The sequence below is a fragment of the Lampropedia puyangensis genome (assembly GCF_004833285.1).
GTDB classification, from domain to species: Bacteria; Pseudomonadota; Gammaproteobacteria; order Burkholderiales; family Burkholderiaceae_C; genus Lampropedia; species Lampropedia puyangensis.
On sequence record NZ_STFG01000025.1, the window covers coordinates 1 to 12,603 of the forward strand.

A 12,603-nucleotide genomic window follows, 5' to 3' on the forward strand; every position below is an offset into this window, starting at 1 on the left:
CTGGCTTTCAATGAGGCGTTGTATTCTTTCCAGTTGGTGGTGCGGTAGGTTTTCTTGCCCCAAGTGGATTCAGTCATTAAGCAACTGTTGCATATCTTGCGTCAAATTTTGCACTGCCATTCCATAGGGTGCATACAAGCGCAAGGTGCCATTTCGATCGAAAATATAGCCACCAGCAGAGTGGTCCATGGTGTACAGCCCATCATCCCCCACTGGGACCTTTTGATAAAACACTTTGAACTCACGCGCCATCGTTGCCAGCTCTTGTGGTGAACCCACCAAGCCAATGGCATGGGTATCAAAACTATCGAGATACGCCCGCATGATCTCTGGGGTATCGCGCTCTGGATCTACCGTGACAAAGATCACTTGCAAGTCTTGGCCTTGTTCGCCCAGTGCAGCTTTGACTTGGGCTAGCTCCAGCATGGTGGTTGGGCATACATCTGGGCACTGCGCAAAGCCAAAAAAAATGTAGCTGAGTTTGCCTTGCAGAATGCTTTGATCGACCCATGCGCCACTCGTATCCGGCATGCGCCAATTGCCACCATAGGCAGCACCAGTAATGTCATGGGAATGAAATGCGGTGCGCGAAGATCTTGCTGCCTCATCACTGCACGCCTGCAATAGCAACGACATACCAATTAAAAAAAAGATTAAAGAAGAACGCGCAGTTGCCGCCATGTAATGTCCTCTTAAGCTCAAAACCAATAGTGGTCCAACATCAGCGCGGCAAATAAAGTACTGAGATGCCAGAGCGACCACCGAAATGTGCGTTTGGCCAAAGCATCGCTGTAATGCCTGTGCAGATTCCATGCATGCACACAAAAAACCCAGCCGCAAATAAGTGCCACCGCGCCATACAACAATCCACTCATGCCCAGCAATACAGGTAAAAGGCTGATACCCCACAATGCCAAGGTATAGAGAAAAATATGGCGTGTTGTATAAGCTTGGCCATGCGTCACAGGAAGCATAGGCAGGCCTGATCGACGGTAATCATCCACCCGATACAAGGCAAGAGCCCAGAAATGCGGTGGCGTCCAGATGAAGATGATCAAAAACATCAGCAGGGCTTCTGGCGAAACTGTGCCTTGAATGGCAACCCAACCTAGCAGCGGAGGCATAGCACCAGAAGCACCACCAATCACGATGTTTTGCGGCGTAGCACGTTTGAGCCAAACGGTGTAGACCACCGAGTAGCCCAGCAACGTTGCGAATGTCAATCCAGCAGCAAGGGGATTGGAAGCTCTCCACAACACAGTGGTCCCCGCAGTGCATAACACCAAGCCGAAGACCACCACCAAAGAAGTAGCAACCGTACCTTGCGCTGTAGGGCGCGCGGCTGTGCGCTGCATGCGAGCATCACTGCGCGCCTCAATCACGCAGTTAAACACGGCTGCCGCCGATGCCACCAGCCAAATGCCAAAAGCGGCGAAAGCAATACGCAGCCACTGCCGTGTATCAGGCCAGTTAGGCAAAGCCAACAACATGCCAATGACTGCACAGAAAACGATGAGTTGCACCACACGCGGTTTGGTCAACATCCACAACTGGCGGGGCATAGAGGTACGCGATACCAGTCCGCGTTGAGTCGGCAGCAAAACAGGCACTCCTGCCATTGATGGCGAAGGCTCTGCGGTGGTGGTGGCCTGACTACTCCATCTGGTGGAGGAGATGGGCTGATTCATCGTGATTCTCCTTATGCGCCAGCACAGATTTATAGATCGCATGAACGAACACGCGACCTGCATCGAGCCTGTATGCCTCAGTTGCTCATCATGTGGAAATGCATGCTCCAGATGATCCAAATCGAAAGCGCCACCACAATGAACAAAATAACCAAAGTAAAGACGAAGCTGGCTAGGTTCCAGCCCCCTTCTGAACTACGATTCATGTGCAGGAAGTACACCAGTTGCACCACAATTTGCACGACCGCGAAACCAACCAAGATCAGTAAAGTGGTTGGCCTTGGCAGCATCGGATTCATCACCAGCACAAAGGGAATGACCGTCAAAATGGCGCACAACACAAAGCCAATGAGGTAAGACTTGGAACTACCGTGACTCTGCCCTGCCCGGCTTGTATCAGAATGACTCAAATTGGCCATGATCAAAATGCTCCAAACAAATAAACAAAGGTGAAGACACAAATCCAGACCAGATCAAGAAAGTGCCAGAACAAGCTCAGGCAAGAAATACGTGTCACATTCACCGCCGTCAAACCTTTGCGACTGATTTGATGCATGACCACTGCCATCCACAACAATCCAAAGAAAACATGCAAACCATGCGTGCCGACTAAGGTAAAAAAGGCAGACAAATAGGCACCGCGTGTGGGGCCGGCGCCAACCGAAAGCAAGTGATGGAACTCATAAATCTCCATTCCGATAAAAGCCAGGCCAAACGCAAAGGTTGCGGCTAACCAGCGCAATACGCCAGCCTGATCCAGGCGGTGCATAGCTTGCATGGCAAAGCCATAGGTGATGCTGGAGAACAGCAACATGAACGTTGCCGCCAAAATCAGTGGAAGGTTGAACAATTCTTGCCCTGTCGGGCCGCCCGCATAAGCGTTGCTAAGCACAGCATAAGACGCGAACAATGTGCCAAACAGCACACAGTCGGACATCAGGTAAATCCACATACCAAGTACTTTCATGGAGCCTTGATCGTGGGCGTGGCTGTCATGCGCATCGGCATGTTCAGCAGAATGTTGCGCGTGGTGCGCCAATGTGGTCATGGTGTTACTCCTGATGCATACGGAATGTGCCGCGCTGCGGGCATACCGTATGCGTTCACGTTCATGGGCATCAACGGCTGCTGGCCATTGCTGCTGTGGTCTTTTTGCCCGCAAGGTCTTTGCGTCGAGCACTTTCGTTTTCTATGCGGGCCACTTCTTCTGCTGGAACGTAGTAGTCAACGTTGTCGTCGTAAGAACGCACAATCAAAGTCACCACTACTGCCACCAAGCTTGCAGCAGCTAGCCACCAGATGTGCCAGATCAAGGCAAAGCACAAGGCCAAAATCCAGATATTCACGATCAGTGGCACACCGGTATTCGAGGGCATGTGAATCGGCTGGTAGCGACTAGGCGCTGCAGGCAATCCTCGTTTTTTTGCCTCATGGAATGCATCCAGAGTATCCACTTTAGGCACCACAGCAAAGTTATAGAACGGCGGAGGTGATGCGGTCGCCCACTCCAAAGTACGTGCATCCCAAGGGTCGCCCGTCAAGTCTTGGTTTTCTAATTTTTTACGGTTGAGAATGCTCACTGCGATCTGCACCAGCATGAAAATAATGCCAGCAAAGACGAACAAAGCTCCTACAAAAGCGACATTCAAGTAAGGCTCCCACGCAGGATTGTCATGTTGGTTCAAACGGCGTGTCATTCCCATGAAGCCCAGCATGTACAACGGCATGAAGGCCAGATAGAACCCAATTACCCAGCACCAGAAGGAGTACTTACCCCAGCGCTCGCTGAGTTTGAAACCAAACACCTTGGGGAACCAGTACACCATGCCAGCAATGTAGCCAAACAAAGCGCCGCCAATGATCGTATTGTGGAAGTGCGCCACCAAGAACAAGCTGTTGTGCAACAAGAAGTCTGCGCCCGGAATAGCCAACAACACGCCAGTCATACCGCCAATGGTAAAAGTCACCAAGAAGGCAATCGTCCACAACATAGGTACGCTGAACTCCACACGGCCGCCGTACATGGTGAATAGCCATGTGAATATTTTCACCCCTGTAGGGATGGCGATGATCATGGTCATGATGCCGAAGAACGCATTGACGCTGGCGCCTGACCCCATCGTGAAGAAATGGTGCAACCAAACGACGAACGACAAGATACCGATAGCCAATGTTGCGCCCACCATCGAGGTGTACCCAAACAGTTTTTTGCGCGAAAATGTCGCCGTCACTTCAGAGAAAATCCCAAATGCGGGCAGCACCAAAATATAGACCTCTGGGTGCCCCCAAGCCCACACCAAGTTGACATACATCATGGGGTTGCCGCCCAAGGTGTTGGTGTAGAAGTTGAAGTCCAGGTAGCGGTCTAAAGTCAGAGCCCCCAAGGCGACCGTCAAGATGGGGAAGGCTGCAATAATGATGATGCTGGTAACAAACACTGTCCAGGTGAACACGGGCATCTTCATCAAACCCATGCCAGGCGCTCGCATACGCAAAATGGTCACAAACAAATTCACACCAGTAAGCAAAGTTCCTACACCTGAGGCCTGTAGAGCCCAAATGTAATAGTCCACCCCTACCCCTGGACTGAACTCAATACCCGACAGCGGCGGATACGCCACCCAACCGGTCATTGCAAACTCGCCCACTGCCAATGACAGCATCATCAAAACGGCGCCCACCACGAAAATCCAAAAACTGAACGCGTTCAGGAAAGGGTATGCCATGTCGCGTGCACCAATTTGTAGTGGAATGACAATATTCATCAGCCCCACCACAAAAGGGGTTGCAACGAAAAAAATCATGATCACGCCGTGGGCAGTGAAAATCTGGTCGTAATGCTCTGGTGGCAAAAAACCGTCACTGCCAGGTCCTGCCATCGCCAATTGGGCACGCATCATCAAGGCATCTGCGAAGCCACGCACCAGCATAACCAGCGCCACGACGATATACATGATGCCGATCTTCTTGTGATCCACCGTGGTGAACCAGTCGCGCCATAAAGGCCGCCACCATTTCATGTAGGTAACCAAGCCTAACAGGCCAACTCCCCCCAGCACCATAGCAATCAGCGTTACCACGATGATGGGATCGTGCGTTGGGATGGCATCCCACGTCAACTTTCCAAACATGTTTACTCCTTGTGTGCTGTGGTGACTGCGTCTAAGTGCAAGACGTGCGAGTCCCTAGCAGCCTCGGCGGAGCGGGTGTTCTCACCTACCCCAATAAATTGATCGATCACACTTTTAAATAAATTCGGTTGCACGCCACCGAAATGCACCACCGCATGGCCTTGCGAAGGCTTGGCCACTTTTTGGAAAGTTGCCATGTCCAGCGTGATCGGTGCTGTGCGTACCTGTGTTACCCAGCGGTCAAAGGCCTGCTGACTAGTGGCCTTAGCCACAAAATTCATTTTTGAAAAACCGTGCCCGCTGTAGTTACCGGACATGCCGCGAAACTCCCCTTCTTCGTTGGCAATCAGGTGCAGCTTAGTTCGCATACCAGCCATCGCATAGATTTGCCCACCCAACTGCGGAATGAAAAAAGTGTTCATGGTGGAGTTGGAGGTGATGTCAAACTCCAACTGCCGTCCCGCAGGAAATGTGAGCTGATTGATCGTGGCAATCCCATAGTCTGGGTAGACAAACACCCATTTCCAGTCTGTGGCAATCACCTGCACATGCAAAGGCTCGCCTTTCACATCCAACGGACGATAGGGATCAAGCGCATGGGTTGACTTCCATACAATGGTTGCCAGCGCAATGATGATCAGCAAGGGTACGCCCCACACCACCACCTCCACCTTGTTGGAGTGCGCCCAGTCCGGGGTGTACTCTTCTTTGGTATTGGTTGAGCGAAAACGCCAAGGGAACCACAGCGCCATCACAATGGCAGGCACTACCACAATAAGCATGAGCCCAATGCAGATCAAAATCAGATCACGCTGGGCAATACCCACCGCACCTTTGGAGTTAAACAACACCCAGTCGCACCCGGCTAATGTGGCTGCCAGTACAGCAAGCCCCACCAGACGCAGGCAATTCCAGATTGATTTCATGGGGAAGCCCTGTCGAAAAAAAGATCGAAAAATAGGTAAGATGGAATACTGAAAAAACATACAAGACAGCATAAATCCATACAAACTGTACCACAAATTCAATTTTGTACGTTATTACAGAACATACAAAAATATGAAAACAACTCTATCAATGCCATCAGAACGTAAACTCAAGAAAGCAAACCACGCCTGGATGCGACCATTTGAAGCAAACGGCGGGGCAAGATACATACAAATATCCAAACAAATCATTGGTGCTGTTCATGATGGGGTTTTGTTGCCTGGCGACCGCTTGCCTCCCCAGCGCGACTTGGCACAAACCTTTGGGGTTGACCTAACAACCGTCACGCGAGCACTGGCAGAGGTGCGAAATGCTGGCCTGCTTGATGCGCATGGTGCTGGAGGAACATTCATCGCAACGCACAACACCAAAGATGACCGCACCGTTGATCTGAGCATGAACATCCCGCCTTTGCTCCATACCAGCGGTTTTACACATGCGTTTGCACAAGGCATGCAAAGCATTCCAGCGCTTTTGGCCAGCAGCGATTTGATGAGCTATCACGTTGGAGCAGGCAATAAGGCGGATCGGGAGGCTGCCGCGCTTTGGCTCAAGCCGATGCTGGGAACAATCGACAGTGACCGGATCGTGATTTGTCCCGGCACCCAATCTGCTCTTGCAGCATGGTTACTGGCCTACACAGAGCCAGAAGACACCATCGTGGTCGATGCCCTCACCTATCCTGGCATGCTTGCTGCAGCTCGCTTAATGCAGCGTAACATTCTGCCGGTTGAGGCCGACGAGCACGGTATGCACCCAGATGCCTTAGCGCAGGCCTGTAAAAACCATTCCCCGGCGATGATCTATCTGATCCCGACCATACATAACCCCACCACAATCACCCTATCGCAAGAACGACGCGAAGCTTTGCTTGCGGTAGCAAGTCAGCACCACATTCCGATTCTTGAAGATGACCCCTACTGGTTACTAGCAGGCGATGCCCCGCCGCCACTGGCAACCATGCAGAGTGCGCGTAGCGCACCCGTGTATTACGCATCAACACTGTCAAAATATTTAGCGCCGGGGCTGCGCACTTCTTACTTGGTGGTGCCACACTCGCACCCAATTGAACCGTTACTCGACGCCTTGCGCTCTATCACTCTGATGGCACCACAACCCTTGGTTGCCCTTGCCAGTCAGTGGATCAGAAGCGGTATAGCGCAAGATTTGTTTGAAAAAGCCAAAAATGAGCTCGCTAAGCGCCAAACCCTGGCCCGAAGCATTCTTCCAGAGCCACTATGGGCGCATCCATGTGGCCTTCACGCATGGCTGGCATTACCCAACAAGGTAGATTTGTATCGACTCATACAAACTGCACAAGAACAGGGCTTGGGGGTTGCCAATGCAGAGGCCTTCACACAGGTCAGTCCACCCCCCAACGGCATTCGCATCTCGTTGGGCGGAGCACCAGATATGCGACGCCTGCAAACAGCCCTAGAAAAATTGGCCGCAATTTTGCATGATCAGCAGGCCCCGCGCCCCTATCAAACCATTGTCTAAGAATGTGTTCACGATCTAAAAACAGATGCCTGCCCCATTGTTGAGAGCAGCAAAGCTGCTCAAAATGAGTTTGCGTTTTGGGCTGCCACGCTCTAGTCTTCTGCACATAGCTGTAATTGCTCTCCGGTCGCCAGCACCTCCAGCATTTGGCCTTTGCGGACCACATGCGAGTTGTCATAACGATAACGTAGCACCTTCTCAACAGTCCCATCATCACGTTGAAGCCTCCACATGCACGTTATGACCAGCCTGCGCACGGGCAACCACCCGCGTTGTTGTTAAATGCATATGCAGTGTCATTGTGTCCTCGTGGTCTTAAGAAATAACATACAAAACATATTGTATGGATTTTATTTCACACGTATGCAAGAATGAGCCATGCAAACAAGCAACACATGCCATCCTCATCACCGTAAACGTTTTCATTTGATCATGCTGACCTGTTTGGCTTTCACCGCAGCCATGATTGGTGCGCTGATCTTTGTAGTCTCGCGTCCACAAACAGCACAAGTGCAGGCAGCAGAGCAACATGCCATCGCCAAGTGCAGACAACGTAGCGGAAATCCAGAACGTACAGCCATCTACCGCGCGACCCAAGTGCAGGCCTGCAATGAAATGGAAAAACAATATCGCATCAAATTCGGCAAAGGATCAGACCAGACTTAACGCACATGGCAAATCCTGCCCCAATATCAAAAAAACACGTTTTGAATGGCAAAAAACGCTTTTTTCTAGGTGCGTGTGCGCTCATCATGCTGGCTATAGGCATAGCGCTTTGGCAATATTTTGGCTTTAGTAATCAAAGCAGTTGGACCGAGCAAGCCATTGTTTTTGAAGATACTTCCCTGCAGCTGCCCCCTGAGATAGCAGGAGCCACTGGGCGGATTCGCCTCGTTCACTTTTGGGACCCGGCCTGCTCAGGTTGTAACCGCGAAACTGGGGCGCACTTGAGCTACCTGATCAGCATGTATCGCCGAGAAAAAATTGATTTTTTCAGCGTACAAAAACCCCATACCCAAGGCGATCTCCCTCTGTTTTTACGTGAAAAACTCGTACCTCTGGAAAAGCTCGATGGAATGGAAAACATCCCGGCTAGCCCATTTGTGGCGATCTGGGATCGCAATGGGAAACTCGCTTACGCAGGCCCTTACAGCCTTGGAATGGTTTGCACTTCTGCCAATAGCTTTGTTGAACCACTTCTAGACAAACTGCTTCGCGGGGAAGAAGTCGAACCTTCAGGTATTTTGGCTGTCGGCTGTTATTGCTCGTGGCAATGAAATGGTATTGCGAAGATAGGTGGTGTTATTCAAACGCAAAAAATGCAACACAGACTTGTCAAGTGAAGTCATAAAAGTGACGTCAAAGAACCGTCTGAGTCAGCGATACGAGACCGCCCCTATATTTTTGCTTACTTCAAATTTCCCGAAAGAAATTTAGCCAATCGTTCGCTGCGAGGATTGCTCAAAACCTCTCTTGGCGCGCCCTGCTCCTCAATAACGCCTTGGTGTAAAAACACCACGTGGTTGGACACTTCACGTGCAAAGCCCATTTCGTGGGTAACGACCACCATTGTGCGACCTTGCTGAGCGAGCAGTTGCATAATGCGTAGCACCTCACCGACCAACTCAGGATCCAAAGCACTGGTCGGCTCATCAAACAGCAGAACTTCGGGTTCAACTGCCAATGCCCGGGCAATAGCCACACGCTGCTGCTGCCCGCCTGAGAGCTGATTGGGGTATTTATCCTCGTGGCCTTTGAGCCCCACCATATCCAGATAGCGAGCTGCCAGGGCCACTGCCTGTTCTTTACTCTGGCCCAGTACCTGAATCGGCGCTTCGATGATGTTTTGCTGCACAGTCATGTGCGCCCACAGATTGAAATGCTGAAACACCATAGTCAGCTTGGTTCGAAAGCGCTGCAACTGCTTCAAGTCGCTGGCATGCAATTCGCCATCTTTATGCAAGTTCAAGCCAAGCTCTTCCCCTGTCAGCAGCAATCTGCCCTTATTGGGCCGCTCTAACAGATTCATGCAACGCAAAAAGGTACTCTTGCCAGAACCGGAACTGCCAATAATGCTGATCACATCACCGGCGCTGGCAGAAAGCGAGACGCCCTTGAGCACATGGTTGTTGCCATAGTATTTATGGATATCCAAGGCTTGGAGTTTGATGTTCGAGGATGCGTTGCTTGTCATGCCAATAACTCGTTAATGGGTTCGCGGTTGAAGGTAGGAGGTATAGCGCTTCTCAAGTACGCGAAAAATCCCCATCATCGTGAAAGTGAGTACCAAGTACAGGCCTGCGGCAAACAAAAAGGCCTCAAACGTCAAATAGTAATCACGGTTTATTTTTTGTGCCGCAGCGGTGATTTCGAGCATGGCCGGCACCGTACTGGCCAGGCTGGTGCCATGCATCATCTGCATCACTTCATTGGTATAGGGCGGTAATGCTCTGCGCATGGCACTTGGCAGAATAATTCTGCGCAGCGCCTGCCAGCGCCCCATGCCCATGGCGTATGCAGCTTCAACCTCGCCTTTACTTGTATCGCGAATAGCCCCAGCCAAAATCTCAGCAAGGTACCCTGCATGGTTAATACTGAATGCCAGCATGGCACAGAACATGGCGCTCTTGAATGGCTCTAAAAACCAAATAGTGTCCCAATGGTTTTTGATCCATTCGAGCTGACCAATGCCGTAATAAATCAAAAAAATCTGAATCAATAACGGCGTGCCACGCACGAAATAGGTAAATGAGGATGCGATTGCATTGAGCACGCGAGATCGCGCGCACAGCATCAATGCAAAAATAACGCCTGCAATACCGCCAAAAATCAGTAAGCCGCCCAGCATATAGAACGTGCCAGCCATACCTTTGAGGTACAACAGCCACGTTGAGGATTCGGAAAATATCTCCCAGTTCATTACAGCCTCACAAGGTGATTTTTTCCGAGCCCAAGCTATATCGGGCATGCACTTTGCGCAATACCCAGAGCGACAGACTCGTGAACAACAAATAGATGACCGCAGTCATCAAAATGAAAACAAACGGCTGACGTGTTGCCGAACCTGCTTGGCGTGCCAGATACGTCATGTCATGCAAGCCGATCAGGCTGACCAGCGCAGTAGCCTTAATCAGCGCCATCCAGCTATTGGTGAAGCTGGGCACCACATAGCGAATCATTTGAGGCAAGGTAATACGACGAAAAACCTGCCAACGCCCCATGCCAAATGCCAGTCCGGCCTCACGTTGACCAAATGGAATCGCCTTGATTGCGCCACGAAAATTTTCAGTCATGTAGGCGCCATAGATAAAACCAATAGTCAGCACACCCGCAATGAATGGATTCACCGTCACTTGCATGTTCCAACCCATGCTTTCAAATGCAGCATTGAGGACGGTTGGTCCGCCATAAAAAACCAGCAGCATGGTCAACAGTTCAGGGACACCCCGAACAACAGTGGTGTACAGCTGGCCAAGCGCTACGGCTATCGGATTGCCCGAAAGTTTGGCCCCTGCACCAAGCAACCCTAATAAGATGGCAACGAGCAAGGAGGCCAATGCGACCCCAACCGTCGTTAAGGAGCCGTGCAAAATTGATATGTAATAACCGTTCATGCCCGATTGCAGTGATCGTGTCGATCTATAAATGGCGGGCTTGCGAGCAGTAAACAACACAAGCCATCCTCGAAAGATGGAATGTTAACAGCGCCTTAGCCCATATTCGGACGAAGGCGCTGTAATAGAAGGAGAAACCCAAGCGAAGGGAGCGGCTAGGGTAACTTATGTCCTGCGGTAGTTGACAGAATCAGTCTTGACCGTAAGGATCAAAATCGAAATATTTTTTCGCAATCTCAGCATATTTGCCATTGCTGCGCAAAGTCTTGATGGCCTGGTTAAGCTGGCCTTTGAGTTCATCCTGCCCTTTACGCAGTGCAATACCCATGCCTTCACCGTAGTACTTGGAATCGAGCAAATCGGGTCCGACTGATTTGAAGTCTTTACCATCTGGCTTGCTCAAAAATCCCCCCGTCACTTCCACTTTATCAGCCACCGTGCCATCGAGACGGCCAGCATTGATGTCCAAATAGACCTGATCCTGCGCTTCGTAGGCGACCACTTTTACACCTTTTAGGGCCAACTCACCTTCAGCATAACGCTCTTGCGTACTCCCCTTGAGAACACCCAGCGTCATGCCTTTCAAAGAATTCTGGTCTTTATAGTCGACCGAGTTTTTCACCACGATAGTGCTTGGCGTTTTGTAGTAACGATCAGAGAAATCAATCACGCGCTTGCGCTCTTCTGTGATCGACATATCACTGATGATTACGTCATAACGGCGGCTCTGAAGTCCGGGGATCATCGAATCCCACACTTGCTCAACAAACACGCATTTGCGCTTGAGTTCTTCGCACACAGCGTTTGAGAAATCGATATTGAAACCGACCAACTCCCCTTTTGCATTTTTGTACACGAAGGGTTCGTATGTAGGATCAACCGCCACACGCAGATCCTGCGCCACTACAGTGAAAGAAGCACCAGCCATCAAGCTAGCCAGCAAGGCAGTCGTCACGTGTTTTTTCATAGAGAACACTCCAAAATCAATGTCATAAATAAATGAGTCTCTGCGCGTTTGCGTTGACGCTCGATGCAAAAGAGCAATCACAGCGGCGTTAAGCGGCAAAGAACCATTTCAGTGGCAGCAATTCTAGTGCCAGCTTATTCATTGAGTCATTGTTTTGGTCTGATTCATTCAACATTTGAGGGTAAACAAGCAGTTGAACCATGCTGCACAGACTGTGGCCCCATGGCCGCAGTCATGGGGTGGCGACAAAGAGAATCACGGCATACAGCCTTTAAAACAATCTCTCTTCTTGACTTATACAAAAAAGCAACATTTATCTATATTCGTTATAATCGCGGCTGTTGCATTTGATTGCTTAGCGTTAAAGGCTTGGCATCAACGCCACTCGCTCATGCATGCTGAAGGTCCATCGCGGCCTGGCAGGCATGGTGTTTTCAACGGAATGCAGGCATCCCACCATCGGTCTGTATTCCATCTGGATGGTCGTTTTCTCGACTCGATGCCCAACGACTTGTTTGTCATGCACCTTTTATGTGCATGCGAAGAGGAACGTTTGCGTGAGATGGACTGCTTTTTCATCTCATTCGGCAGCCAATACGTATGCAGCTGTTGCAGCTTGCATGCCGTTTGTCTGAAGGCATGCGCTTTATTTAGCGTTTGTTTTTGTGTTGGTTAGTGTGATAGGCGGAACTTGGCTTGCCAGCCTCATTCGCCTT

At 50.5% G+C, this 12,603-nt stretch carries 13 protein-coding genes; 3 read left to right on the forward strand and 10 right to left on the reverse strand.

The annotated features are described in order from the left end of the window. Positions 1-69: 69 nt before the first annotated feature. The 6 genes from E9531_RS15290 to cyoA form a co-directional block, all read right to left on the reverse strand. Complete coding sequence (locus E9531_RS15290) at positions 70-636, reverse strand: SCO family protein (RefSeq protein ID WP_158291815.1); 567 nt, start codon at positions 634-636, stop codon at positions 70-72. Positions 637-698: 62 nt separating this feature from the next. Beyond that, positions 699-1,619, reverse strand: coding sequence for a heme o synthase (gene cyoE / locus E9531_RS15295; RefSeq protein ID WP_136574673.1), 921 nt, complete (start codon positions 1,617-1,619; stop codon positions 699-701). 146 nt (positions 1,620-1,765) lie between these two features. Continuing rightward, positions 1,766-2,107: a cytochrome o ubiquinol oxidase subunit IV gene (gene cyoD / locus E9531_RS15300; RefSeq protein WP_211343460.1), complete on the reverse strand. Its 342-nt coding sequence runs from the start codon at positions 2,105-2,107 to the stop codon at positions 1,766-1,768. Between the two features lie 2 nt (positions 2,108-2,109). Next, positions 2,110-2,736, reverse strand: coding sequence for a cytochrome o ubiquinol oxidase subunit III (gene cyoC / locus E9531_RS15305; RefSeq protein WP_136574640.1), 627 nt, complete (start codon positions 2,734-2,736; stop codon positions 2,110-2,112). 70 nt (positions 2,737-2,806) lie between these two features. Beyond that, positions 2,807-4,819 carry a cytochrome o ubiquinol oxidase subunit I gene (gene cyoB, locus E9531_RS15310; RefSeq protein WP_136574641.1) on the reverse strand — a complete coding sequence of 671 codons (2,013 nt, stop codon included), beginning with the start codon at positions 4,817-4,819 and terminating at the stop codon, positions 2,807-2,809. 2 nt (positions 4,820-4,821) lie between these two features. Next, positions 4,822-5,745 carry a ubiquinol oxidase subunit II gene (gene cyoA / locus E9531_RS15315; protein ID WP_136574642.1) on the reverse strand — a complete coding sequence of 308 codons (924 nt, stop codon included), beginning with the start codon at positions 5,743-5,745 and terminating at the stop codon, positions 4,822-4,824. Positions 5,746-5,896: 151 nt separating this feature from the next. Here cyoA and E9531_RS15320 point away from each other — a divergent pair, with 151 nt between their 5' ends. The 3 genes from E9531_RS15320 to E9531_RS15330 all read left to right on the forward strand — a co-directional run bounded on the left by E9531_RS15320 (position 5,897) and on the right by E9531_RS15330 (position 8,583). Further along, a complete protein-coding gene (locus E9531_RS15320) occupies positions 5,897-7,306 on the forward strand; it encodes an aminotransferase-like domain-containing protein (protein WP_136574643.1) in 1,410 nt (469 codons plus the stop codon). A 378-nt stretch (positions 7,307-7,684) separates the two neighbouring features. Further along, positions 7,685-7,972, forward strand: coding sequence for a hypothetical protein (locus E9531_RS15325; RefSeq protein WP_136574644.1), 288 nt, complete (start codon positions 7,685-7,687; stop codon positions 7,970-7,972). 86 nt (positions 7,973-8,058) lie between these two features. Then, a complete protein-coding gene (locus tag E9531_RS15330) occupies positions 8,059-8,583 on the forward strand; it encodes a DUF6436 domain-containing protein (protein WP_136574645.1) in 525 nt (174 codons plus the stop codon). A 131-nt stretch (positions 8,584-8,714) separates the two neighbouring features. On the opposite strand, the gene E9531_RS15335 is transcribed toward E9531_RS15330, so the two are convergent. The 4 genes from E9531_RS15335 to E9531_RS15350 all read right to left on the reverse strand — a co-directional run bounded on the left by E9531_RS15335 (position 8,715) and on the right by E9531_RS15350 (position 11,887). After that, a complete protein-coding gene (locus tag E9531_RS15335; protein ID WP_136574646.1) occupies positions 8,715-9,500 on the reverse strand; it encodes an ABC transporter ATP-binding protein in 786 nt (261 codons plus the stop codon). A gap of 12 nt (positions 9,501-9,512) precedes the next feature. Next, the gene (locus E9531_RS15340; RefSeq protein WP_136574647.1) at positions 9,513-10,226 is read right to left on the reverse strand and encodes an ABC transporter permease; all 714 of its coding nucleotides are present in this window, start codon (positions 10,224-10,226) and stop codon (positions 9,513-9,515) included. 7 nt (positions 10,227-10,233) lie between these two features. Beyond that, positions 10,234-10,920, reverse strand: a complete 687-nt coding sequence (locus E9531_RS15345) for an ABC transporter permease (RefSeq protein WP_136574648.1) — start codon at positions 10,918-10,920, stop codon at positions 10,234-10,236. A 190-nt stretch (positions 10,921-11,110) separates the two neighbouring features. Next, positions 11,111-11,887, reverse strand: a complete 777-nt coding sequence (locus tag E9531_RS15350; RefSeq protein WP_136574649.1) for a transporter substrate-binding domain-containing protein — start codon at positions 11,885-11,887, stop codon at positions 11,111-11,113. Positions 11,888-12,603: the final 716 nt, after the last annotated feature.